This window comes from Paenibacillus rhizovicinus, assembly GCF_010365285.1.
In the GTDB taxonomy this organism is placed as follows: Bacteria; Bacillota; Bacilli; order Paenibacillales; family Paenibacillaceae; genus Paenibacillus_Z; species Paenibacillus_Z rhizovicinus.
In genome coordinates, this window is the sequence record NZ_CP048286.1 from 3048927 (window position 1) to 3075155 (window position 26229).

The following is a 26229-nucleotide window of genomic DNA, read 5'->3' on the forward strand; positions in this document are numbered from 1 at the left end:
CAGATTCTTCCACATCCGTGTTCAACTCCGCCCGGAAAACGAATACATCATCAGACAAGCGCAAATCAGCATGGATATCACGGCAATTATGCAAGAGCTGAGAATGGGAGCTGATTCGGAATGAGGATGGGATCGAATCGTAGAAGATGGAAGGCTTTCGCTTTAACCGCAATCTCCATGGTCGTGTTTGCCTCCGGCCTGCCGGACTCGCGCACGTTCGCGCTCTCCGGTGTTGTCGATATCCCCGGCATCGATATTACCGGCCCCGTCACGCCTATCAAAACGATTCCGGACGTAGTAACGCCGATCGTGCAGACGCATCCGCTCCGTTGGAAGCTTATTCTGGGGAATTACGTCGGCACCCCGGCCATCGCCAAAGACGGAACGATCTACGCGGCGGTCCACAACGGTACTTCCACTAGCAGCGACACGGATTATATTGCGGCGGTCACTCCTTACGGCACGCTGAAATGGAGCTGGAAGGCGCCGCAGAGTAACGATCCCGGGCCTCTCTCCGGAATTACGCCCGCTATCGGCCCGGATGGAACGATCTATGTAAGAACCAAGCATCAGTTGTACGCCATCGACGCGAACGGGCGAACGAAATGGTCGTTCCAAGAGGACCTCCCTTCGGCAACGGCTTTCGGAGCGGACGGCACGGTCTACGTAGGGAACAACTCAAGCATTATCTATGCATTGTCTCCCGGCGGCGGCCAGGTGAAATGGAAGTATGTCGGAAACAGCCTCTATTCGGTGGTCGCGGGAACGAACGGCGACTTATACGGCATGGAACTCCATGCAGCAGGCGGCGGCAGAAGCGTGCTCGCGCTCAGCTCCTCCGGCACCAAGAAGTGGTCCTACTCCCTTGGGACGAATGATCTCGGAAGCCTCCGCCTGGCTCCCGACGGTTCGGTTCTGGCCTTCACGTATAACAAGCTCTTCTCTATCAAGCCGAGCGGCGCATTGAAGTGGGAATTCAACGCGGCGGCGCCCTATGACAACTTCGCCCAAAGCACGGACGGCGGCATGTATTTGAAGGGCTGGGTTTCGGAAACGGCTCCTCATTCCCGCGTGTTCGCGGTATCGGCGGACGGCAAGAAGAAGTGGGAGTGGTCGGTCGACGCTTCCGACCCTGTCGTATACGGATCTGCGTCCACCGACTTGAATCTGAAGCTGGGCAGCGGCGCGGACGGCTCGTTGTATGCGACCGAGTACAATTATCTGTATGCCGTATCGTCTGCGGGCAAGAAGCTATGGAAATACAAGGAGCCCGAGAAGCGGAGCCTCGAAACGCCAGTCGCGAGTCCCGACGGCACGGTCATCGTCGTCGGCGGCTCGGATTTTGGCGCGGCCGTCCAGAACAGCGCGCTGCTTGCAATCGGCACCGTTCCGGCTGAAGGCGTTATGCTGCAGCAACCCAGCCTCTCGCTGGAAACCGGCAAATCCGCCGCGCTCAAGGCGACGGTAACTCCGGCTGCAGCCGTCGAGAAATCCGTTCGCTGGCAGTCGAGCAACCCCGCCGTGGCCGAGGTGAATGCCGGCGGGCAAGTGACCGGACGCTCTCCGGGCACCGCAGTCATAACGGTGACAACCGTGGAAGGCGAGTACACTGCCTCCTGCACCGTGACAATTACGGCAGGCTCGACGACTCCGGGTACGACGACTCCGGGCACGACAGCTCCGGGCACGACGACTCCGGGTACGACGACTCCGGGTACGACGACTCCTGCTACGCCTTTCACCGATATCGCGGGAAACTGGGCGAGCGCCGACATTGCCAAAGCCTACGAGAGCGGCATCACGAAGGGCTACACCGACGGCACATTCAAGCCGAATGCCAGCATTACGCGTTCGGAATTCACCGTGATGCTGATGAAAGGCTTGAAGGTGAGCGGCGATAACACGCCGCTTACCTTTAAGGATGCAGGCAAGATCGAGGCATGGGCCGCCCCTTCCGTTGCCGCAGCCGTCAAGCTCGGGATCATCAGCGGTTATAGCGACGGCACATTCAAGCCGCAGGCCAACATTACGCACGCGGAGATGATCGCCATGGTCGTCAAAGCTTCCGGCCTGCCGACGACTGCCGACGCGGCAACCAGCTACGCCGACGATGCGCTGGTACCCGCCTGGGCGCGCGAGGCAATCGCCGTGGCCGGCAAGTATTCGCTGCTCGGCGGCCTGCAGGACAATCGGTTCCAGCCGAGCGCCAAAGCTACCCGCGCGGAGGCCGCTGCCGCTATCGTACGGATGCTGGCCATTCCTTAACGGCGCCGCGCCGCTTAACATACCAAAAAAACCGCAATCATCGTCGATTGCGGTTTTTCGGCATGCGCTTATTGCTGATCGTAATACGACTCCGCCCGCTCCGACTCCGTATACACGGAGATAAGCACGATGGCGTCCTCTTCGCCGATGTTGCGCACGAGATGCGGCGTGCAGGCGTTCCAGCTGAAGGAATCGCCTTCGCCAAACTCGGCTGCGTCTTCCCCCTGCTCGGCGTAGATACGGCCCTTGATGACCATATGTACCTCTTCGCCTTCATGCGCATGCGGCTCATCGCCCGTGGATGCGCCTGGCGGCAGTTCGACCAGCATCATCCGCATGTTCTTCGCGGCGCTCAGATGCTCGACCTTCAGCCGTTCCGGACCGCTCGTCGTAACTTTCCGGTCCGTTTTGCGCACGATTTGCATCCGTTCTTCCTTGCGCAGCAGCAGATAGGCGAGCGGGACCTTGAGCGCGTTCGCGATATTTTCCAATGTGGCGATGGACGGGGACGTCTTATTCGTTTCGACCTGGCTCATGAAGCCTTGGGACAGGCCGGTATCTTCGCAAATTTGCGCGATCGTGATGTCCTTGCGCTTCCGAATCGCCCGAATGGTGGAGCCGATATCCATATAGGGTTCACCCCTCTAAAAATATTTGCAATACAAAACATAAATTCATATTAACAATTATCCTGTTGACGCGCCAGTCATCTCTAAGTTAAATTAGTAATACAAAATTTAATTCTCTATAACTTATATATTTCATTCTTGCCAGAGGAGGCACATCTCATGACAGCAGCTTTTCAATACGACATCCATTTGCCCGCGCAGCTTGAAGGCGGCAAACGCTATCCGGTCATTTTCACCCTTCACGGCAAAGGATCGAACGAGCGCAATATGTTCGGCTTGGTTTCGCCGTTAGCCGAGCAATTCATCATTATCGGCATTCGCGGCAACCGGATTCTGGGCAACGGATATCAATATTACGACCTGAAGAGTCTCGGCAATCCCATTCGGGAGCAATTCGACCAGTCGATGCAGGAGCTGACGGATTTTATCGCCTATGCCACGTCAAAATATCCGATCGACGCGCAGCGGCGCTACCTGCTCGGCTTCAGTCAGGGCGCGATTCTGTCCATGTCGCTCGCGCTGACGATGGGCGATCAATTGAAAGGCATCGTGGCCTTGAACGGCTACGTGCCGGCATTCGTGAAAACCGAGTATTCGCTTCGCAGCGTGGAGCAAACGTCGATGTTTATCTCCCATGGCGATTTCGATTCCGTATTCCCGGTGAGCATCGTACACGAGAATGCGGCTTATTTTCAACCGCTTGCTTCGAAGTTGACGTTCAAGACCTATCCAACCGATCACGGCGTATCGCCGGAGAATCAGCAGGATTATACGCAATGGCTGCTGCAGGACGCCGGACTAACGGATACTAACGATAACCAAGGAGGGATCCAACGATGATGCCAGCTTATTTCTTCGCGCACGGCGCCCCGTCGCTCGTATTGGAACAGCATGCGTATACCGACTTTATCAAGCAGTTCGCAGGCAGCACCCGCAAGCCCAAAGCGATCGTCCTCTTCTCCGCGCACTGGGAGCAGACGACGCAAACGATCAGCAAAGTGGAGACGTACGATACGATTTACGACTTCTCGGGCTTCCAGGATGAGCTCTACAGCATAACTTATCCGGCACATGGAAACCCTAATCTTAGTGAATATATTGGCGCCTTGTTTGCGAAGCATGGCATACCGAGCCAATTCGACGACAACCGCGGGCTGGATCACGGCGCTTGGGCGGTGCTCAAGCTGCTCTATCCCGATGCCGGGGAGATCCCCGTCGTCGCCCTATCCGTTAACCGTCACTTGACCAACGAGCAGCAGTATGCGATCGGCAGTGCGCTGGCCGAATTGCGGGAGCAGGACGTGCTTATTATTGGCAGCGGCGGCACCGTGCATAATTTGCGGCGGTTGAACTGGGGATCGGACGGCGTGGATCCATGGGCCGGCGAATTCGACAACTGGCTGCAAAGCAAGATCGAAGCGTGGGACACGGATGCGCTGTTCGACTACCGCAGCCAGGCTCCGTTCGCGCAAGAGGCCGTGCCGACGAACGAGCATTTCATCCCCCTCCTTATCGCCATGGGAGCCGGCAGCAAGAATCGGACAGCGAAGCTGCTGCACCGCAGCTATCAGTTCGGCAACCTCAGCCTAAGCTGCTGGCAGTTCGATTAAGGCGCACAGTCAGCTCAGAAAAGAAAACCGGGAAGCCGGGCGCACTGATTAAGATGCGCCTTTGGCTTTCCGGTTTTTTGGCTTTTTGGCCAATCCACTCCGCGTTATCCGCTAACGTCCCCCATTCGCTCACATGTGCTTTGTACGAGTTTTCGTACAAAACGCCGGCCTCAGTCGGCCTCGCTCGCTGCTTTGTACGAGTTTCGTACAAAACGCCGGCCTCGGGCTGCTTCGCAAGCTGCTTTGTACGATTCGAAGCCTTGAAGGATTATGATGCCAAGATGGCTGAAATTAAGGAAAGCCTGCGAGACAAAGCAGCTGGCAAAACAGCAGCAATCATGCTCATTTCGGACAAATCTTTTTCCCTCATGCAGGATCATACGTACAGCGGCAATGTCGTGTACGGAACGCTTGGCTTCCAAGCACCGGCGATGGCGGCCGGCAGCGATTGGAAGGACTTCTCCTTGGAAGTGCTCCCCGAGCTGAACGCCACATGTGTTCAGCGTTGACCGCGACTACTGGATTAACACGGGTCTGATGGCCAACGAGAAAGTAGCCGAGGACGTGCAGAAGCTCGTTTCTCAATAAATTCCCGCATGAATAAGCAGCATCGGAACAACTGAACATTGGAAAAGGCCGGCAAGCAGCACCTTGTACCGCAAGGTGGCTTACCGGCCTTTTTGTTGCTCATTCCCGCTCGCGCGCCGCCTTCTCCGTTTGAATTTCATGCTCCTCCACGTAGTTCCGGTACGGCTTGCCCGCGTAATAATCCATGATGTCCCGAGTAATTTCCGGATAAAGCTGCACCTGATCCAATTCGGCAATCGGCACCCATCGAACGTCGATCTGGTTCAAATCGGGGCGATCCGGCAGCCTCGGCTCCGACGATCCCTTCAAGCTGCAGGCAAACGTAATGCCGACGGAATGCGTGTCGCCATACCGATTATCGTTCTTCGCCGGCTGGTATTCGTAGACGAACGCTACGGGCCCGACCTCGATATCCACGCAGGCTTCCTCCATCGCTTCCCGAATGGCCGCCTCCGCCAGCGTTTCGCCCGGTTCGACGCCGCCCGCAGGCAAGTTGTAATGGACCCCTTCATCCTCGTCGTTCCTGAATGCGACCAATAAAATATTACCGTCCTTAATAATTAATGCGCATGCTCGCAGCCGAAATGGCGGTCGTGTCATGCAGTCCCTCCTCCCGTTGGATGATTGAACTCGCAAATTTCGCTGACATCGGAACGCGTAATACTCATGAATGTCACTGACGCATAGACTAATATCCTAATTTTACCTTATTTAACCAAAAGGATCATCATCTTTCAAGATTAATGGCCACGACAAAAACAGCCCGCCGCCAACTCTCGTTGGCGGCGGGCTGCAAGATACAGTCTGTATGCTGACAAGCTGCAGACTGCATAGCAAACAACTGCGTATCACTTTAATTCGTTAGCTCCTGACCCAGGCCGCAATGGCCTTCACATCGGCAGGCGTCGTCCGGCAGCAGCCGCCGATCAAGCGGGCTCCCGCTTCATGCCATTGTTTGGCGCTGCAGCCGTAGCTGTCAACGGATCCCGCTGACGTCCAAGTCTTATCCGCCGGATCGTAGGTCTCCCCTGAATTCGGATACGCGATTACCGGCTTTGCCGTGTGACGTCCGATCTCGCCGACAAGCGCGTTGATGTATTGCGGCGGCGTACAATTGACGCCGACCGCCGCCACCTGTTCGTGCGCATCCAGCCACTGCGCGCATTCGGCGATCGTCTCTCCGCTGCTGATATGCTGCGCGTCCTTGGCGCTGAAGCTAATCCAGGCATAGACGCCGGGAAACTCCGCCTCCAGCAGCCCGATGATCGCTTTCGCTTCACGCAGGCACGGGATAGTCTCGCAAGCCAGCACGTCGGCGCCCGCTTCAATTAAAGCGCGCATGCGCTCCCGATGAAAATCAGCCAGTTCCTCTTCCGTCAAGGCGTAATCTCCCCTGTACTCCGAACCGTCTGCTAAGAATGCGCCATACGGCCCTACGGAAGCGGCAACGATCGGCTTCAGCCGGCCTGGGCGGTTGCCCGGCTCAGCCCAAAATGCATCCCGTGCCTCGACGGCAATGCGCACCGAACGCCGAATCAGCGCAACCGCCTCGGCCTCGTTAAGACCGCGCCCGCGGAAGCCTTCCACGGTCGCCTGATAGCTCGCCGTGATCGCCGCATCGGCTCCGGCCGCGAAGTAATCGGTATGAACCCTCCCGATCAGCTCGGGGTTATCCATCAGCACTTTGGCCGACCACAGGCTGTCGTTCAAATCGCAGCCGTGACGTTCCAGCTCCGTCGCCATCGCGCCGTCGAGAATGAGAACGGGGTACTGCTGCAGGATCAATGCAATTGGATTCATCTGCCCGCCATCCTCCTTTTTACAAGCCCGCCGGCTCCTCTTACACCGTGTGGAAAGGCTCGGTCACGACCTCCGAGGCCGTGACCTTCGTATCCGTGTCCGCGAGACAGATCGTCAGATACGCGGCTACGCCCCGCTTCATGATCTGCTCGATGTGATGCCCCGCATCGATAAGCGCCAGACCTGCGGCTTTCGCATCCTGCGCGGTGTGGTAATCGATATCGCCCGTAATAAGCACATCGGCTCCTGCCCGCAATGCGTCCTGGACGAACTTGCCGCCCGAACCGCCAAGCACCGCCGCCCTGCGCACCGTCCGGCTCAATTCGCCGACGACGCGAACGGCATCCAGACCGAATACGTCCTTCACATGCGACGCCAGCTCGCCCAGTGCCAGCGCCTCCGGCAATTGTCCGACTCGGCCGATGCCGTACCGTTTCGCCTCATGCTCGATCGGGTAGACGTCGTAAGCGACCTCCTCATAAGGATGCGCCGCAATGACCGCGTGCACCGCCTGCCGCACAAGGCTTTCGGGCACCACCGTCTCGATGCGAACCTCCGCGACGCGCTCCAGCACGCCGGCTTCGCCGATGAACGGCCGCGCGCTGTCCGACGGCATGAAAGTCGCCTCGCCAGCCGTATTAAACGAACAATTGCTGTAATCTCCGATATGTCCGACGCCCGCTGCGAACAGCGCGTCCAGCACCTGCCGATGATGCGTCTGCGGCACGAACACCGCAAGCTTCTTCAGTTTCTCCGCGTGCACGAACCGCAAAACATCCAGCTCGCGCAGGCCGAGCGCCTCGGCCAGCAAATCATTCACGCCGCCTTCGGCAGCATCCAGGTTCGTATGCGCGATATAGACGGCGATGTCATGCTTGATCAGCTTCGCATACAACCGTCCTGCAGGCTGGTCAGTCTGTAGATCCTCCAGCGGACGGAAGATGATCGCATGGTGCGCAATGATCAATTCAACCTGCTCCCGGATCGCTTCCTCGACGACTTCTTCCGTAACGTCAAGCGCGACAAGCACCTTGCGTACTTCGCTTCGCAAGGTGCCAAGCTGGAGACCGATCCGGTCGTTCGGCAGCGCCAGCCGTTTAGGCGCCCACTGCTCGAATCGTTCTATGATGGTTTGTCCTGTTGCGTACATGGTTCCGCGCACCTCTCTTGCCTGCCCCTATTGTTTGATCGCTTTGCTCAGGAACTGCTTCGTTCGTTCCGCTCTCGGATTCGTAAACATCTGTTCCGCCGTTCCTTCTTCCACGATCGCGCCATCCTCCATGAACACGATGCGATCCGCCACCTCGCGGGCGAAATTCAGCTCATGCGTCACGATCAGCATCGTATTGCCCTCGCTCGCAACCTGCTTGATAACGGCGAGCACCTCGTCGACCAGCTCGGGATCAAGCGAGGACGTCGGCTCGTCGAACAGCAGCACCTCCGGATTCAGCGCAAGCGCGCGCGCAATGCCGACCCGCTGCTGCTGGCCGCCCGACAGCTGGGACGGATAATGGTTCATCCGCTCCTTCAGCCCGACCTTTTCCAGCAACGCGGCGCTTAGCTCTCTAGCCTTCGCCGACGTCATCTTCTTGACCGTCGTCAAGCCGATCATGACATTTTGCAGCACGCGTAAGTTCTTGAACAGATGGTATTGCTGAAACACCATGGCCGTCGACGTACGAAGCGCAAGGATATCTTCTTTCGTCGCGGATGCGGCTTCGACGCGCCGCCCGTTGATCGTAATGACGCCGCTTGAAGGCCGCTCGAGAAAATTGACGCTGCGCAGCAGGGTCGATTTGCCGGAGCCGCTGGGCCCGAGAATCGCGACGACCTCGCCTTTGCCGACGGTCAAGTCGATGCCTTTCAACACATGATGTTCGCCGAAGTATTTGTGAATCTGCTGGAGTTGGATCATGAGATGGCACTTCTTTCGTATTTTCTAATCCGTTTCTCGACGATGGCGAGCACGCGTTCAATGATGATGCATACCGGCCAATAAATGAGCGACACCGCAATGAACACCTCGAAGTACGCGAGCGAGCGCGCGCCGATGATTTTGGCTTCGCCCATAATATCGATGACCCCAACAATGAAGACGAGCGACGTATCCTTGACGGTGCTGATGAACGTGTTCCCCAGATTCGGCAGCGCCACGGTCAGCGCCTGCGGCAAAATAATCTTCAGCATTGTCTGCTTCCGGCTCATGCCTATCGACTCCGCCGCCTCGAACTGGCCGCGATCTACCGATTCGATCGCCGATCGGATTGTTTCGGACAAGTACGCGCCCAAATTTAACGAGAACGACAGCAGCACGGAAATTTCCGGCGAGATGAGGTTGACGTCGAAACCTTTCATCCAGCCGTGCTGCGTCTGGAGGTAATAGATGAATTTAGGGATCCCGTAGAACACCAGATAAATCTGGACGAGCAGCGGCGTGCCTCTGACGAACGAGACGTATACCGCGGAAATCTGTCTGAGTACGGGGACTTTATACAAGCGAATGAGCGCCGTCGCCAGGCCAATCACCATGCCAAGCGCCATTGTCGCCACGGCAATCCAGATCGTAACCGGCAAATATTTTAAAATATGCGGCAATGATTTTAACAAATAGTCGACATCGAGCAGTTTGTCCATGTGTGTGTACCTTCTTCTGCGTTATTGAGGGATATACTCGCCCTCAGTCCATTTTTGCGACAGCTTAGCCAGCGTGCCGTCGTCCTTCAGCCCCTTCAGGATCGGATCGATCAGCGCCTTCAGATCCTCGCCCTGCTTGTCCTTGTTGAACACAATGCCGATATTGTCGGCTTGGATCGGATCGCCGACGATGTCCAGATCGAAGTTCTGCTTCTTGATCGTTGCCTTCATCATAACCGGATCGTTAACGTACGCGTCGATGCGTCCGTTCTGCACTTGCTGGAGCACATCGGCCGGACTTGTGCTGTCGGTATATTTCAAATTGATTTTCTTGTCGTGCGACTTGTTGTACTCTTCCAGAATCTGCGTGTAGGAATCTCCGGCAACGGCGCCGACATTCTTGCCTTCGAGATCCTTCAGCGTCTGGATGTCGGTTCTGCCCTTCTTCACGATAATGACCGTCTGCGCCGCAAAATAAGACTCGTCGGAGAACAGGTACTTCTCTTCGCGCTCCGCGCTTCTTGCCACTTCATCGGCGATCAGCTGTATTTTATTGGATTCCAGCGCCAGGAATATGCTATCCCATGTCGTAGGCGTAAATTCGATTTTGTAGCCGTCCAGCTTCTTGTCGACTTCCTTGAGCACTTCCACGTCGTAGCCGGTCAGTTCGTTCTTGTCATCCACGAAAGCGAATGGCGGATAGTCGTTCTGCGTGCCGACATAGATCGTTTTCTCTTTGGCGGAGCCGGCGTTGCCCGCGGAGCTGGCGTCATTAGCCGCATTGCTGCCCGAGTCGTTGCTGGAGCTGGACCCGCAGCCGCTCAATACCCCTGCCGCCAATGCCATCGTAATGCCGAATGCTGCAATTGCTTTTGATTTTCTCATGATCGATCTCCCCCTGTTGTCTACCGTTAAATTCCAACAAATTTAGTCGGATTAATTATTAGTCAAACTAATTATAGCTGCAATCTCGAATATTACAAGAGAATTTTGAGTGAATGTTCGGAAAATCAAAGAGCGGCAGCCTCAGAATGTGAACATCTTCCGGCCAGCCGCTCTTTTTTTCGTTTATGTCGATAATGATGCGTCTTCGGACTTGCGCTTGAGCGAGAGCCGCTGCTCGCAGTAGTCGGTTAGCGAGGCCAATGGATTACCGATGGCAATCCCCGCCGTTAGACTCGCTTGCCGGGCAGCCGGAACCATGGATCACTGCGCGGCTGCGACGTTGGCGCCCGGACGATTCTGGACGACCTGCTGCAAGCCTGCGTACACTTCGTCGAGATACGTTTCCTTGCGTCCTTGCATGATCAGCTCGAACGTACCGGGCAAGAGATACGATTCGACTCGCGGCGTCTTCCCTTCGGTGGCGAGGAAGCGGCCCAGCTGCCTCATCGTGCCTTCAACCGTTGCCGGATTCGTGAATACGAGGACGGTCGGCTGACTGCTTGCGGCAATCTCGCGGAACAACGGATCGTCGATCTTGATGACCGGAACCGGAAAACGATGCGCGTCTTCATCTATAATGGCGGTGAAAAACGTACAGGTCACCAGCATGGCGTCGACATGGCATTTCGCGATCCAGTCAAGCGTCTCGAGCACTTTCGCTTCAGCCGTCTCGGCCGTGAAGCCGGCATCGTTCTTGATCCGATCCAGCCCGGGATCCACGAAATGAATCCATTCGACGTCATAGGCGCCGAGCGCCCCGTCGATCGGTTCGATATTGGAATAATGCGCGTGAAAACAGCCGATTCGCTTCACGTTGAACTCCCCTTTCATGCGGCATATCGATGTTTCTGCAGCAGCGGCGAACTCTGGCTATTGCATGAATCATAACCGGGATCAAGCCGATTGTATAACGAATCTTTCCCGTGGCATCATCGATTTATCGATTATTCGAGGGGAACGGTGGATATTTGCCGGACTGCATGGGGAGGAAAAGCAATGAAGACCGCCGGGAATCGGCAGCCTTCATTAATAAGTTGAAATGATGATGCCCGTGAAGGTGCGCGAGCAGCGTTCCGCAGTATGCGAGGGCGCCGCCGTGCCGTTATCGCTGCGGCGTAAATGCAGCCGATTCCAGCGCTGCGGAATACGGACCTGCTTGGCCGGAGAGATTATGCGCTTTGACCCGATACCAGGTCGTTACCGTATGTGCACGGGTCGCGTCCGTCCAGGGCATGTCGTGATCGGCCGGACGTTTGTCCGCCAGCACATGCCACGGCCCTTCCGGGGACACGGTCGACTTCTCTACCGTATAGAATGCCGCGCCGACCACGCCTCGGATCGCAATGGCTCCGTTATGCTCGGCAATGACCGGCGCTTCGGGCACCGAGTGCTCCGTAACCGCCTTGCCGCTCATGGCAAAGGCATGCGCGCGCAACTGCGCGAACCGGACGGCAGCGTCCTCATTAACTCCGTTCCCCGGATAATGTACCGAGAATCCGTCGAAATGCTGCACATAGCCGCATGTATCATGATGCGGGAACAACGACCAGAAGAGCGTGCCCGATACCGCAGCATGCTCTTCGGCCGCCGTCAAGAACGCTGCCAGGTCGCACTGCGGCCAGCCGAATTCGCCTGCCATGTATACCTTGCCCGCTGCCGCGACCGCTTCCGCGTCCTTGATCAGCTCTGCCGCGTTAGCAGGATAATAATGCACATCGAGAATGTCGAGGCTGTCGATTGCCAGCTTGTCCCGGTCCAGTTGAAACTGCTTGCCGTGCGCGACCAAATGATTGCCGTCCAGCGATTTGATATAATCGGCGATGTCGGCCACCCAAGCCGCAGGGGCATCGTTAAGCTCATTGCCAAGCTCCCAGGCCATAATCGCCGGATCATCCTTGTAGGCGATCCCGGTAAAGCTGTTAACGCGATTAACGATCATCGCGATGTAGGCCTTATAATCCGCAATGACATCAGAATTCGTATAAAATGCATCCCGGTCATCCAGTCCGCGCCATTTCGTAAACGTTTCCCGTCCGCCGTGGTAATAGCTCCAGTTGCAGACGAACGGCACGACGAGCCGCAGCCCGCGCAGCCCCGCTTCCGTGATCGCAAAATCCACCTTGCGGAACGCTTCTTCATTATATTCGCCAAGCTCCGGCATAATCGCTTTGCTGCAGCCTTGCGATGCGGCAAGGGTGTGGGCGCGAACGACGGTCGCCCCCATCTCGAGCGCGGTATCGAGCGCATTCGCGACCCGAAACTCGGTCGGCCAATCGACGCCTCCTACGTTCTCGTCAAGCCCAAGCCAATAGATATTCGGGCCTGCGAAACGAAACGTCTTGCCCTCGAGCTGCAGGCCGCTGCCGGATCTTGTTACGAAAGTTTGCTTGTCCATCCCTGTTACCTGCCTCCCTGTTCGTCATGGGAAAATCCGTTCCGGAATCGATCCGCCGAAAATGCGTAAGCCCATGTGTATATCAAGACAATATAGTTGTCATGTGTACGATTACCATTGAAGTGTATCACTAAATTTAACTATTTTCAACACAATTAAAATAGAGTAATTTTATTAAATTTAGTTGATCGAAGTGAGCTAAAAGCATGCGCTACATGCCCGGATTTCGCTGCTTTTTCCGCAGTGTGCTGCACGGGGTACACTACATGCCCGGATTCCCATCGCGCATTCACCCCACATCAAAAAAAAAGCCTCCAGGCGAAGCGACACGCTTCACCGGAGACTTTTCCCAACCAGCCTATCTACGTTTTCCACGCCGAAAACCGGCTGTTGCCTGCCTGTCCATACAGTCTATGCACGGCAGCCGGCCTCAATTACCTTTGCCTTACGCAAACCTGCGCCGCCACCGGCCGGCACTTCGCGCCAGCTCAGCGACTACGCTTGACGGGCTTGCGTGGAATTCCGCTGCACGAGCGTCGTCGAGATCATGACGAGCTCGGGTAGTTTCCCGGGCTCCGCGATCCGTTCCAGGATCAGCTGCGCCGCTTTGACCCCGATCTCCTCCATCGGAACGTTGACCGTGGTCAGCTGAGGCTCCTTCAGTTCCGCCAGCGACAAATTGTCGAAGCTGACGACCGATACGTCCCGCGGACACTCCAGCCCCCATCCCGCAAAATGGGCCAGCGAATCGATCGCGATCAGATCGTTCGCGCAGAACATGGCCGTAACCGGCTGATCCCCCGTCAGTCTGCGCTGCAGTTCTTCCGGGAAACTCGGCTTCGTATACATGCCCGTGCCGCTAACCCCCATCCCTTCCACCACAACGAGGCTTGCGGCGTTGGCAGCGTCCCCGCGCTTGGCATTGAACGCCTGCACGGCATCGCCGAAACCGCGAAAACGTTCCGCGAAGCTCCACGTCGTATCCGCGTCGCCGACGAACGCCAGCCTCCGATGTCCCTCGGCAAGCAGCAAATTCGCCGCCTGATAGGCACCTTGATAATTGTTGGCAAGCACCATATCGATGTCCGGGTCCTGCGCGCTCGGGTCGACCAGCACGAAGGGAAGCTTCTTCTTCTTCAACTGATCGGTGTACACGTCCGGAAGCTGGCCCAGCACGATGGCCCCTTCCACTTTGTTCTCGGTAATGCTCGACGGCATCCCTTCGTTGATGCGCACCGCGACGTCGAGTCCCGAGAGCAGCAAGCTGTAGCTTTGGCTCTCGAGTTCTTTATCGATGCCCTTAATGATTTTGCCCCAGTATTCCGGGTCGTCAAGATATGCCCTAGGCATAAGCAGGGCCAGGTTGCCGGATCCGGTCGGAGTGCCGGACTTCTTCGCGGATTTAATCCGGTAGCCGACCTCTTCGGCCGTCTTCCAAATGACTTCTCTCGTCACTTCGTTGACCGCAGGGTCGTTGGACAAGGCCTTGGAAACCAGAGCCTTCGATACATTTAATTTATCTGCGATACTTTGAAGCGTGACCTTCTGAATGACGCCCACCCCTTAGCCGATTCGTTATAACCTAAGCATACTGGTTATTTCAACTTTTTTCAACTTCATTCAGCATGAAAAAAGCGAGGCGCCCGGACTCTCCCGCAACGCCCCGCTCCATCCAACCGGATTAGCTGCCGAATCGCTCCAGCAACCTGTAAACCAATACCGCCGCTTGGGCCCTAGTTGCTTGGCCGGCCGGCTTGAACGTACCGTCCGGCATGCCGTTCATCAGACCGGCTCCCTGCACGGCTTGCACCGCTTCCGCCGCATAGCCGCCAATCGCGTCCCCGTCGGAGAATGCTGCCGCATTCGCGGCCGAAACGCTTGGCAGCTGCTGCTTGACCGCCCGGTAAATCATAACCGCCATGTCCTGGCGGGAAATCGGATCGTTAATGCCGAAGGTGCCGTCCGTCTTGCCCTGCACGATGCCGAGCTTCTGCGCGGCAGCCACGGCAGACGCATACCAAGCGCCCGCCTTTACGTCCTTAAAGCTGCTTGCGCTTCCCTCGTTCGTCCAATCAAGCGCCGCAGCCAGCATCGTAATAAACTCCGCTCGCGTCACGGCTTGACCCGGCTTGAATTGACTGCCGCCTGCGCCTTGAAGAATGCCTTTTGCCGCGAGCGATTCAATGCCCGGAACAGCCCAGGTTAATGGAGCGATATCGCTAAAGGACACCTTCACGTAAGCCGCGGCATATTTGCTGAAGTGCTTCGCACTGAATTCCACTTTCCCAGCAGCCGGATCGTACTTGCCGTTCTTCACCGACTGAAGGTTGTTCTGATCATCGATATAGTAAACGACGACGTGATTCGGATCCTCGCCAGGCTTAAGCACATACGGCAGCGATACCCGCACTTCATTGCCCTGGAACCGATCGACGAGGATACCGTCCAGCCGCAAACTGAAATCGTAGACCGCGCTGCCGCCCAGCCGCGCTCGAACTTCGGCAGGAAGCGTCGACGGATCGACGTTCGCCACCGTTAATTGCATTTTCGAAGCTGCTGCGCCTGCGCTGTTCTTCAATGCGCCGCGATGAATGGAAACGGCTGCGAATCCCGTGTCCACCGTAATCCATTCCGCCTCCGGATTCGCCTCGAACTGCTGCAGAGGCAGGTCCACCTGCACTGCCTTTGCGCCTTCGGCGCCCGTCAGATGAATCGCCAGCGTCCGGCCCGACAGCTGTCCCAGCGCCTGCCGGATATCTTCCTCCCGCAGCGACGCAGCTGCATCGCCTTGCGCGTTCTTCGTCGGTTGAATCGTAATGATGCCATTATGGACATCCGCCTGCGGCGCAGATGGCACGCTTGGCGTTGTCGGTGTTGTCGGACCCGTCGGACCTGTTGGACCTGTTGGATCCGTCGGATCTGTTGGATCTGTCGGGAGATCCCCCGTACGAATCAACGCCAGATCGTCCACTCCGATCCAGTTGCCGCCGACCGCGTCCTTGGAGTGGAACGACACCGTCATGGAGCCGCCGCGCACTTCCAGCTGCGACAGCTTGATATTCGCCCACTGGCCTTCGCCGGCCGGAATGGCAACGGCATGTTTATCCGCGCCGACTGCAGCGGTCATCTCCGCCGCTTCCTGACCGCCTTTGGATTTCGTCCAGGCGCTGAGCTCGTACACGCCGTCAGGCAGATTCGTCACGACGGTCGAGGAGGTCACTTCGTATGGCGAGCCATTCCAATGCACCAGCTTGTAGCTGCCGTCATGGGCTTCGCCTTCCAGCTTGACGGTGCCATCCGTCACGTCGTTGCCGTTCGCCTCCCGATGCGTCCAGCCCACCGGCAGCAGCGGCCACGCCGCTGCATCGACGACATCCTCCAAGCCGGCATTGCTCATATAATTGATATCGCCGGTTTTGACGAGCTCTACATCGTCCACGCCGATCCAGTGGTCGCCCACGTCCTTGGAATGGAAGCCGATCGTAAGCCCTCCGCCTCGCACCTCGATATCTTGGATTTTAATATACGCCCACGCGCTCTCCCCCGCCGGGATCGCCGTACGCAGCGGCTCTTGATTGCCGACGGTCGCGAACATTTCCGCCGTCTGCTGGCCGCCCTTGGATTTGGTCCATGCGCGCAGCTCGTAGATGCCGTCCGGCAAATCGTCGATTCGCTGCGAAGAAGTCACCTCGTAAGGCGCGTTATTCCAATGCACCAGCTTGTACGCTCCGGTACGGGCGCCGCCCTCGAGCTTTACGATACCGTCCGTCACATCGTTGCCGTCCGCATCCTTATTCATCCAATGCGCCGGCAATATCGGCCACGCGGAAGCGTCCACCGCTTCTTCGAAGCCAGGATCGAGCAAATAATTCGTCTGCTGCGGCTGCCCGCCTCCGTCCGTATTCGGATTATTCGGCACATTCACCTGAACCGTATACGTATCGGAGCTCATGACCGTCCCGTCGTACAGTTGCGCGGAAGCCTTAATATCCACGGTGCCGTTCGGGAGCTTGGAAGTCGAATACGTCCATGTTCCATCGGCTTGCACGGGCGCGTAGAAAACTTGCTTGCCCGCTTCCAGCGTTACGTATGGCGTACCTGTTGCCGTACCGCTGATCGCGTAAGGCAGCGACGCAACCGATGTCTGCGACTTATCGATGGCAATCGCCGAATCGGTCAACCGATCTACGAAACTCGCGCCGTTAATATCGTCGAAATACAACGTGCCGGAAGTCGACAACGAACTATCGCCGCCGCCCATGTAGAGCGAGAACGCCGTAATGTTCTGTTTCGGATCCGGTCTTGCCGTCGTATCGCCGCTGTACCAGCTCGGATAGCGGAACGAATCGAACGGCACGTACATGAGACGCGGGTCGGTTCCTCGAATAACCGTCTTCGTCTCCCAGAACTTCCCGCTCGCATCGGTGAATTGAATGGCCAGCTCGTTGTTCGAGCCGTCCGGCTGCAGCCAGAAGCTGAAGCCGTCGTAGCCTTTCAAATTCAGAAAATCCGGATTGAAGCTGCCGCCCGCATAGCCGGGACCGCCGAAGTTGTAATCCACCCGCAGACCGTAGCTGCCTTCCGACTTGTGCGTCTTGTCGAGCGACAGATCGAAGGAACCGCCGCCCGTATTGCGGGAGAACGCTTTGTTCAGCAGCGCGTTATAGCCGCCGTAGCCTTCGAAGCTATCCAGCTTCGTCGCGTTCGTCAGCTTGACGTCGTCAAGATACACCGCTCCGCTGGCTGCCGAAGCGTTATCGCCGCCGCCAACGTAAATCCCGAAGCTGCTCACGCTGCTTAAGTCGATGGCTTCCGCAGCCCCTGCCGCATCCTGATTCCATTGCGGCTGGACGAAGTCGGCCAGCTTCAGCTCCACCGTTCCGCCCGCAGTTCCAGTCATCGGAGTCGTCGATTCCCAGACGCGGCCGTCGCCGGTTTGCAGCTGGAAGGTCAGCTTGTTGCCGGAGCCGTCCGGCTTGATCCAGGCATGAAGCGCATCGAAGGCCGACAGGTTCACGCCTCCCAGCTCTTGCGTCAACCCTGCGTAATACGCGCTGCCGAGGCTGTAATTGACGCGCACGCCGTAGCTGCCGCGATTCTTGTTCGCCGTATCCAGCGCAATCGAGATATCGTCGCCGTTGACGTTGCGTTCGTATCTCGCCTGCACGTTCGCGTCGCTGCCGTAGTCGTATTCCCCGTCCTCGAACACGTTCGCCGGCGGTTTATCCGTGAGCGGAATCAGATTGACCCCGTAGCCGATTTCCACGCGGCCGATCGCCGGGGCCGCTCCGGCCGCCGTCGCCGGATAGACGAACTTCAGGTACTTCGTCGCGGCAGGAAGCGCAAAATCGGTATAAATCACTTTGCTCCAGCCGCTGCCCGCCGGCGTCTTCGCGACATCCGGGTTCGCCTGAACGTAATTGTCGCCGTCGGCCGAGGCGTATACCTTCAGCTCGTCCGTCACATTGGAATAGGAGGTAATCCGATAAGAGCCGATGTCGCCGTCCGTCTTATAGGTGATGGCTCCTGCGTCGCCATTGGTTCTGCCAAGCGCCGGCGCATTGTCCGTATATGGCTGCGCCGCTTGCAGACTCAGGTTCTCCGACTTGCCTGCATCCTTGCCCGAGAAGCTGTCGTCCAAAATAAACCCGTTCCGCGTAAGCGCGGGCACCGCCGCATAGCCCGTTCCGTCGTACGCGTAGGTCAGCTGAATGCGGTCGATTTGCACCGAATTGCTGCCGTCGATAACAAATTTCACATAACGCGTGCCGGGAGGCAGATCGCTTGCCGTCGTCACGCCTCCATCCTGCGCCGCAGGATGAATTTCCGTATAATTGCCATTCGTCGCGGAAGCGAACCATTTCACGGTGCCGCTGCCGGCAGAGGTAACGCTGACACTGTTGAGAGGCACTGGCGACGCATAGGTCAAATACCCGGGATTCGCCGTTGCCACATACGCCTTGAAGCCGACGCCGTCCTCGCCGCCTCCTCCCGTCAGCACGTTGGAGGATTGGTCGTACGCATATACATTGCGCTGTTCCTTGTCATTCGCGAGCAAGCTCATCTCGTCGGTAATAACATGAGCGGCCGAGGCGACATGGACCACGTTCGACCATTCGGAGGCGCCGGACTCGTTGACGCCGCGAACCCGGTAGTCGTAAGCCGTGCCGGTAAGCGCCGTCTCGTCGTGGAACGCCGGCGTTCCCGCGCGGCCGCCGTCGGAGAAGCCGTTCGCCACGGTCTCCCATTCCGTCCCGCCCTCAGGCAAACGCTGCACTTCGTACCCGGAAGCGCCGACGCTGCCTTTCCATTTGATATCCGCGACGGAATCGATGCCAAGCAGCACCGGAGCGTTGGCCGGAGCCGGAATCGGCGGCACGGCCGTTGTTTTGGCGACATCGCCCGCATTCATATAGTGCGCGTATTTATAAACGGTACGAATGATGTCCGATTCCCCATAGTAATCGCCCGAAGCGAAGCCCGGCCAATGATAGGAAGCCCAGTTGCCCGGATTCTCGTCATGCCAGAAGAAACCGCCGTCGTCCTTATGCGGACGAAGCGACCAAATCATAATGCCGTCCGTGCCGTTCTTCAGTGCCGCGTCGTACAGCGCGTCCACCGGCGCGCCGGACGTATAGAGTCCGAATTCGCCAAGAATGTAAGGCTTCTTCCCTGCGGCCGCCGCGCTGTCTTCGTTAATGCGGTCAATGAAGTTGCCCGTATAGAAGTGGTCGCCGACGATATCCACATTCGGATCGGAGAGCGAATCATTGTTGACGGCGAAACGGCCGTCCAGCAGCAGCTGGCTCGGATTCTCGTCGTTCCTTACGTAATCGGCGATTTCCGTCGTCCAGGCTTGCGGAAACTTGTCCTGGTTGTAGCCGCCGAGCTCGTTGCCGGTCTCCCAGGCGAGGATTGCTTTATCGTCTTTATATTTCACGCCGGTAATCGTATTCACGCGGTTCATCATGTAGTGGATAACTTGCTTGAAGTCCGAGATGACTTCCGGATCGGTATAGAAGCCCCATGCATCCGGATCGCTTGCCGCATCGCCGCTGATCGTGCCCGGATGACGGAACGCGTAGTAGCTTTCAATGCCGCCCTCCCATTGCCATTGATCGACGAACGGAATAATAAGCCGAACGCCGATTTGGTTGGCCAGCGCGAGCAGATGGTCGAGCCGCTTGAAACCGTCCTCATTAAACTGCATGACGCCGCTGTCATTCGGACCGAGAATGAGCGCATAGGAGGCATTGGCCCCGTCGTAGCGTTTCACCGGCGGTACGTACGTCCGCGTCACGTTGCCGCCGATGGCGGCAATCGTTCGGAGCGCATCCTCCTGCGAGAAGTCCGAATCGCGCATGCCGCCCGGGTAGTTGAGGGAAGCGAAGCGGAACGGCTGGTCGCCGTCCATCAATTGATCGCCGGACGCCGTAATGAAATTCGAGAAGACGGACGCTGCCGGCGCTTCGTCGGCATAGGCAACGGCGGCGCCGCTCCCGATCGGCGAGAGCAATCCTCCGAGCACCGCGGCTGCCGACAGCAGCGAAATCGAACGCTTGAACGTGAATTTTCTAAGACGCGTCAATTCATACACCCTTTCATCGTGAAGTCATGCCGATGCCGGGCGGCCTGGCCAGCCGGTTATCCGGCAGTTCGAAATGCTTGCGTAACTGCTTGCTTATTTGCTTGCTTATTTGCTTGCTCGTTTGCATGCTTATTTGCTCGACCGCCCGCCATCAGCCCTTCACGGAGCCGATCAGCGCGCCTTTCACGAAATGCTTTTGCAAGAACGGGTAGACGATCAGAATCGGCAGGCTGGACACGATAATGGACGCCATCTTCAGCGTGAATTCGTTAATCTCGCCTTGATAACTGATGTCGATACCGGCCTGCTGCACCGCTGCCGACGTATTGCTGATGAGATCCTTGAGCACCATTTGCAGCTGCCACATTTCCTTGCTCGACATGTAGATCACCGAGGAGAAGAAGTCATTCCAGAACCAAACGGCGATGAAGAGCGAGACGGTCGCCAGCACCGCCTTCGACAAAGGCAGCACGATGCGGAAGAACACCGTCAAATCGTTCGCGCCGTCGATCTTCGCCGCTTCCTCCAGTTCTTCCGGAAGCCCCTTGAAGAAGCTCTGCATGACGAAAATATTCCAGGCCCCGACCGCGCCCGGCAAAATCAGCGCCCAGTACGAGTCGATCAGATGCAGCTGCTTGATCAGCAGATAGTTCGGGATCAACCCGCCGCTGAACAGCATCGTGAACAGAATGAGGAAGGAAAACACCCGCTGTCCCCGCAGCCGTTTCTTCGAAATGGCATAAGCGGTCGTAGCCGTGAAGAACGTGCCGATCAGCGTCGCGGCGACCGTCGAGATGATCGTCACCTTGAAGCCGCTCAGAATCGAAACATTTTGAAAGACCGCCTTGTAGGAATCCACGGAGAAGCCCACGGGAACGAGGAACAGCCCGCCCTTGGCGATCAAGGAAGAATCGCTGACCGAAGCCATGACCATATACCAGAACGGATAGATCATCACCGCGATCAGGATGATGAAGAAACCATAATTCAGAACGGTGAACAGCTTCTCGCCTCTCGTCATGCCAACCATAGCTTCCTCCTACCAGAGACCGTCCTGGCCTGCTTTTTTCACGATTTTGTTGACGCTTACGATCAGCACCATGGCTACGACCGACTTGAACAGACCGGCTGCCGTCGCATAGCTGTAATTGGCGTCCTGAATGCCGACCCGGTACACGTAAGTATCGATAATATCCGAAACATCGTAGACGAGCGGACTGTAGAGCAAATAAATTTGTTGAAAGCCCGCTTCGAGAATGTTCGCGAGGCTGAGAATCAGCAGGATGATAATGACCGGCCGGATAGCCGGCAGCGTGACATGCCACATCTGTCTTGCCTTGTTCGCCCCGTCCATTCTTGCGGACTCGTATAATTCAGGGCTGACGCCGGAGATGGCGGCCAGGTAAATGATCGTCCCCCAGCCGACTTCCTTATAGGAATCGCTGATCACGAGGATCGACCGGAAGTAACGGGTATCGCCCAGAAAATCGATCGGCTTGCCGCCGAACATTTCAATAATGGCGTTCACCATGCCGTCCACGGGATTGAGGAACGAGATCAGAATGCCGGAGAAAATAACCCATGAGATAAAATGAGGCAAATAAATGATCGATTGCGTCACCCGTTTGAAGGCGACATGCCGAAGCTCGTTCAGCAGCAGCGACAGGATAACCGGAATGGTGAAGGCGCACAGCAGTTTGTACACGCTGATCAAGATCGTATTGCGCAAGATTTCGATAAAATCGGGCGAATGGAACAGCCGTGAGAATTGGGCGAAACCGACCCACTCCTGGTCGTTCATGCCTTGGAAGATGTTAAAGTCCTGAAACGCGATAATGATGCCGTACATCGGTACATATCGGAACAGGAGGATGAGCAGCATGCCGGGCAGCAGCAGCAGGTACAAGTATTTGTCTCTGATGACGTCTTTCATGAAGGTTCCCTTGGCTGCTTTCTCTTGACCGGACAAGCCGATATTCGGCTTCGAGGCTTCGATTGTCATTCGCTCCTTTCGCGGGCTTGGAACAAGAACAGGCCGCTGACCGCGGCCCGCTCGCTCTTCAATCCAATCAGCCGATTATTTATAAGGCGTGATGTTCGCTTCGTACCACTCGCTGAACTGGTCGTACTCGGATGACTGCGTACTGTATAATTGCTTCGCTTCTTCATCGATCTGCTTGCCGCCCAGCTTCTCGTATTGCTTGACGAAATCGTCGAACGCGCTCGCCGGCTTCTTGCCGGTAATGATGGACCAGAACAGCTCGTCGCGGACTTTCTTGATATCCGCGGAGTATTTATCCCATTGCGGACGCTCCAGCGATTTGAAGACGACGATCTTATCGCGCATCGGCTGCGACGTTTGGATCCGCTTCTCGAACAGCGCCGTTACTTCCGGCGTATTCTTGATGTTCGCGGCATCCTTGCGCTGGAGGTACCAGCCGAAGTTGCCGAGGCCCAGCTTGTTGCCTTCATCCGGCGTAATGGTCGGCGTGAACTCGCCGTTCTCCATCTTGTATTGCTCGCCTTCTTTACCGAACGTAATATCCTTGAACACATCCGGCGTCGCCATCGTATTCAGCACTTGCACCGCGTCGTCCGCATTGGTCGTATCCGTTACGACCAGGTAGCACCAGCCGATGCCCGGATCCGGCATATCGGAGGAGAACCCTTCGGGTCCTTGGATCGGATCGATCGCTTCATAGACGCCGGACGGATTCAGCTTCTTGAAGGAGATCGCCGCCCCGTTGCCCGGGTTGAAATAATCGACGAAACGATAGAAGGAGCCGACTTTACCGGTGGAATAGATTTCATTCACCTTCTGGTCGTCGCTGTTCGCGGCCGTGGACATCCGCGGATCGATGACGCCTTCCTTGTACAGCGTTTGCAGCAGCTCCAGCACGTTCTTCACTTGCGGCATCAATGCGCCGAATTGAATGCTGCCGTCATCCTGCTTGATGAAGTTCTCTACGTCGATGCCGTACGCGTAGAAGAACGGCGCAAGACTGCGGTAGTAGTTATCGCCCGAGAGGCCGTACGTATCCTTCTTGCCGTTGCCGTCCGGATCGTCGTTCGTGAACGCGCGAAGCATCGCCACGTATTCGTCCAGCGTCTTCGGCTCCTTCAGGCCCAGCTTGTCGAGCCAGTCTTTACGGACGATCGTCGTCATGAAGCTGGCTTCAGGCACATCCCCCGGCACGCGGAAGATCTTGCCGCTCTTGTCCCAGTGGTAGAACATCGTATCCTTCGTGTAGTAGTCCAAAATCTCTTTGCCGTACTTCTGCAGCGAAGGCGTCAAGTCTTGCACGATGCCCGCTTTCACCCATTTCGTATATTCCTTCGTATCCCCTGTCCACAAAATGTTCGGACGCGTATCCTTCGCGCTCATGAGCAGGTTGATCTTCGTATTCAGCTCCGACCAATCCGGCAGGAAGACCGGCTGTATGTCGACCGAACGGCCGATCGTCTTCGTCAGATCTTCCTCCAGCGTATGCTCCGCCCAGGAATCCGGCGTTTTCGGTCCTGCCATAAGTGCCATGCTCATCTTGATCGGCGCTGCCTCTTTCGTATCTGTCGCTGCCGCATCGTTCCCCGCATTCGCCGCTGCCTTGTTCCCGGAATCGGCATCGCCGGCCTTATTCGCATCCGCCGCGTTCCCTGCGTCGTTGTTTCCCCCGTTGCTCGAGCATGCCGCGAGCAGCATCATCGTCGCGAGCGAAGAAACGAGCAGCGCTTTCCTCTTCTTCTTCATTCCTAATCCCCCCAAGCGCAATTGTTAGGCAATCGCTTTCAACAAAATTGAACGCGCTTACACTTTCGAGATGAGTATACATCAGAGGGGAATATTCTGTAAATAAATATTTTGAAACATAATTTTATTAATATAATTAAGTTGAATTAAATTGATGGAAAAGCCATGGTTTCAGCCGGAATTTAGGGGATTCCGAGGGGGATGACAGCAAATTCGAGTTTAAAAGAGAGGTTGCGCTCAGTCCGGTCAGACTCACGTCATAAAAGTTGAATTATTTTAAATTCAATTCAGCTATAAGAGGGCCTGCGGCCGGTATGGAACTGCGCTCGCTGTTGTACCTCGGATTTCTTTGATTGACTAAGACATTTAGCGGTTGAAATCCGGTTACAAAGGCGACCACTTTGTTGCTTCGTCTCCATACCGGCCTCCGGCCTTCTTTAGCTTTCATTAAGAGCATTAAGGGCATTAAGAATAGGAAATACGAACAGTAGTTGCACTGGACTGATATGCTCCCCAGACAAATTAGAAGAACTCGAAATCTTCAGGATAAAGCAGCTCCAGGAACCAGTCCCATGCTTCATAGCGAGTGAGGCTTACAAATACACTTCTTTCGGCTTTAAGAAGCTCTTGGATGACAATAACATGATCCAAAGCATGTTCCGTGTACTGCGGCCTACATCCACTTAACAACCATGAACGATTACAAGCAAAACTAAACGGCCTCAGTCCGATAGAGTACAGGAGCAAGGCCGCTTAATTGAATTTATATATTTGTACTGTCTACTTGACTGGTACAGTTCAAAATTAAAACAAGATAATAATTATGATTGAAACATTAATATATACCCAGGTCGCACATTCAATAGAATTTTAGGATTTCTTTTGTCTTCTTCTAATTTAGATCGAATTTTTTGGATATATACATAGACATTTTGTTCAGTGTAGTTTTTCTGAAAAGAGGTAGCTTTATTAATATAATCTAAAATATCCTCAACATATAAAACCGTATTGAGGTTGTTTGAAAAAAAGCTTAAAATTAGAAATTCTAATTGTGTGAGAAAAATTTTTGAATCTAAATTATCTAAGCAACGAGCAAACGGATCTAAGTACAGATTTTTACCGATTTTTATTCTCTCCAAAGCATTTGCACCTCAATTTGAATTAGCGTATACATTTCTTTTATACCTTGACTTTCATCCCAACCTCAACACCTACTTCACCTAGAAGATCTCGGTTATTGCAGGTTACCACAAAGAATCTTCAAACCACATATCCCCAACATTCACTCAACCTACCATTGAAGTAAGATTAATTATAACTTATAATATACAAATTGTGTAATTTTTTTGTAAGAAAATTGCAATTTTAGTTATTACTTTAAACTGTCTCTTTAGATAGAATCCTCCTTGGATATATTAAAATACCAAGGAGAGTGAAATGTTATGAAAGCTAAATTGAAGAGCAAGTTTATTATCCTCTCGACTATCGCAACAATATCTTTTGGGGCTTCTGTAATACCGGTCAGTGCCGCGGATGTACCTGGCAATACCGCACCTAGTGTATCTTACGGATCAACCACTTATGGTAGCTACATTCCTATCCCTCTCGTACTCACAGAAAATAGCTGGAACACTCTTGGTTACGACATGCGTTATGACTCTTGGGATAAAGATACATTCAATGCACTCAACGCTGCCGCCAATGTCTCATTGACTACAACATCTTCCTCAACCTATCAAATTAGTGGAAGTCTAGAGTATGGCTTCTCTCTAATTGCGAAGGGTACTATTAGTGGAAACTGGGGTGAAACTTGGGGGAAAACTTCAACAGTAACTTACAATGCCGAGGCAGGATGGACCTATGAGTTATGGAGTGCGAACCAGATTAAGAGACTTTACTGGACTTACCCTAAGAGTAGCGGTGGATATCTGAACTCTAAAAGCGAAGGAAGTAACGGAACCTATAAATGGTTCTGGCGTCATCACTAGGTAAATGATAGAATAAAATGTAAATATCAGAGAAAAATA

The 26229-nt window shown here is 55.5% G+C and carries 20 protein-coding genes; 5 read left to right on the plus strand and 15 right to left on the minus strand.

What is annotated here, in order from left to right:
* The first annotated feature begins 120 nt into the window (after positions 1-120).
* A complete protein-coding gene (locus GZH47_RS13660; protein WP_162640588.1) occupies positions 121-2265 on the plus strand; it encodes an S-layer homology domain-containing protein in 2145 nt (714 codons plus the stop codon).
* A gap of 68 nt (positions 2266-2333) precedes the next feature.
* Here the strand turns inward: GZH47_RS13660 and GZH47_RS13665 are convergent, their stop codons facing one another.
* The gene (locus tag GZH47_RS13665) at positions 2334-2894 is read right to left on the minus strand and encodes a helix-turn-helix domain-containing protein (RefSeq protein WP_162640589.1); all 561 of its coding nucleotides are present in this window, start codon (positions 2892-2894) and stop codon (positions 2334-2336) included.
* 159 nt (positions 2895-3053) lie between these two features.
* On the opposite strand from GZH47_RS13665, the gene GZH47_RS13670 reads away from it, so the two are divergent.
* The 3 genes from GZH47_RS13670 to GZH47_RS13680 all read left to right on the plus strand — a co-directional run bounded on the left by GZH47_RS13670 (position 3054) and on the right by GZH47_RS13680 (position 5013).
* Positions 3054-3734, plus strand: a complete 681-nt coding sequence (locus tag GZH47_RS13670; protein WP_162640590.1) for an alpha/beta hydrolase — start codon at positions 3054-3056, stop codon at positions 3732-3734.
* Positions 3731-4504, plus strand: coding sequence for a DODA-type extradiol aromatic ring-opening family dioxygenase (locus GZH47_RS13675; protein ID WP_162640591.1), 774 nt, complete (start codon positions 3731-3733; stop codon positions 4502-4504). Before GZH47_RS13670 ends, GZH47_RS13675 begins: the two co-directional genes overlap by 4 nt.
* Positions 4505-4785: 281 nt before the next feature.
* A complete protein-coding gene (locus GZH47_RS13680) occupies positions 4786-5013 on the plus strand; it encodes a TroA family protein (protein WP_162640592.1) in 228 nt (75 codons plus the stop codon).
* 178 nt (positions 5014-5191) lie between these two features.
* Here the strand turns inward: GZH47_RS13680 and GZH47_RS13685 are convergent, their stop codons facing one another.
* The 14 genes from GZH47_RS13685 to GZH47_RS13750 all read right to left on the minus strand — a co-directional run bounded on the left by GZH47_RS13685 (position 5192) and on the right by GZH47_RS13750 (position 25341).
* On the minus strand, positions 5192-5692 hold the full coding sequence (locus GZH47_RS13685; RefSeq protein ID WP_162640593.1) for an NUDIX domain-containing protein: 501 nt from the start codon (positions 5690-5692) through the stop codon (positions 5192-5194).
* A gap of 261 nt (positions 5693-5953) precedes the next feature.
* Entirely contained in the window at positions 5954-6892 is a 939-nt protein-coding gene (gene mmuM, locus GZH47_RS13690) for a homocysteine S-methyltransferase (RefSeq protein WP_162640594.1), read from the minus strand.
* Between the two features lie 40 nt (positions 6893-6932).
* Positions 6933-8042 (minus strand): Nif3-like dinuclear metal center hexameric protein, encoded by a 1110-nt coding sequence (locus GZH47_RS13695; protein ID WP_162640595.1) that lies wholly within the window; start codon positions 8040-8042, stop codon positions 6933-6935.
* Positions 8043-8069: 27 nt separating this feature from the next.
* Positions 8070-8807 carry an amino acid ABC transporter ATP-binding protein gene (locus GZH47_RS13700; protein ID WP_162640596.1) on the minus strand — a complete coding sequence of 246 codons (738 nt, stop codon included), beginning with the start codon at positions 8805-8807 and terminating at the stop codon, positions 8070-8072.
* Positions 8804-9526, minus strand: a complete 723-nt coding sequence (locus GZH47_RS13705) for an amino acid ABC transporter permease (RefSeq protein ID WP_162640597.1) — start codon at positions 9524-9526, stop codon at positions 8804-8806. The genes GZH47_RS13700 and GZH47_RS13705 overlap by 4 nt, the downstream gene beginning before the upstream one ends.
* Before the next feature lie 21 nt (positions 9527-9547).
* Complete coding sequence (locus tag GZH47_RS13710; RefSeq protein WP_162640598.1) at positions 9548-10411, minus strand: transporter substrate-binding domain-containing protein; 864 nt, start codon at positions 10409-10411, stop codon at positions 9548-9550.
* Between the two features lie 321 nt (positions 10412-10732).
* A complete protein-coding gene (locus tag GZH47_RS13715) occupies positions 10733-11284 on the minus strand; it encodes a hypothetical protein (RefSeq protein WP_225446480.1) in 552 nt (183 codons plus the stop codon).
* A 289-nt stretch (positions 11285-11573) separates the two neighbouring features.
* Positions 11574-12866, minus strand: coding sequence for a glycoside hydrolase 5 family protein (locus GZH47_RS13720; RefSeq protein WP_162640599.1), 1293 nt, complete (start codon positions 12864-12866; stop codon positions 11574-11576).
* A 495-nt stretch (positions 12867-13361) separates the two neighbouring features.
* Entirely contained in the window at positions 13362-14426 is a 1065-nt protein-coding gene (locus GZH47_RS13725; protein ID WP_225446481.1) for a LacI family DNA-binding transcriptional regulator, read from the minus strand.
* A 121-nt stretch (positions 14427-14547) separates the two neighbouring features.
* Entirely contained in the window at positions 14548-20454 is a 5907-nt protein-coding gene (locus tag GZH47_RS13730) for an S-layer homology domain-containing protein (protein WP_162640600.1), read from the minus strand.
* A 151-nt stretch (positions 20455-20605) separates the two neighbouring features.
* On the minus strand, positions 20606-21484 hold the full coding sequence (locus tag GZH47_RS13735; protein WP_162640601.1) for a carbohydrate ABC transporter permease: 879 nt from the start codon (positions 21482-21484) through the stop codon (positions 20606-20608).
* Positions 21485-21493: 9 nt separating this feature from the next.
* The gene (locus GZH47_RS13740) at positions 21494-22456 is read right to left on the minus strand and encodes an ABC transporter permease (RefSeq protein WP_318653423.1); all 963 of its coding nucleotides are present in this window, start codon (positions 22454-22456) and stop codon (positions 21494-21496) included.
* 75 nt (positions 22457-22531) lie between these two features.
* Positions 22532-24202 (minus strand): type 2 periplasmic-binding domain-containing protein, encoded by a 1671-nt coding sequence (locus tag GZH47_RS13745; protein ID WP_225446482.1) that lies wholly within the window; start codon positions 24200-24202, stop codon positions 22532-22534.
* A gap of 821 nt (positions 24203-25023) precedes the next feature.
* Positions 25024-25341 (minus strand): winged helix-turn-helix domain-containing protein, encoded by a 318-nt coding sequence (locus GZH47_RS13750; RefSeq protein ID WP_162640602.1) that lies wholly within the window; start codon positions 25339-25341, stop codon positions 25024-25026.
* Between the two features lie 303 nt (positions 25342-25644).
* Here GZH47_RS13750 and GZH47_RS13755 point away from each other — a divergent pair, with 303 nt between their 5' ends.
* A complete protein-coding gene (locus GZH47_RS13755; RefSeq protein WP_162640603.1) occupies positions 25645-26190 on the plus strand; it encodes a hypothetical protein in 546 nt (181 codons plus the stop codon).
* The last annotated feature ends 39 nt before the right edge of the window (positions 26191-26229 follow it).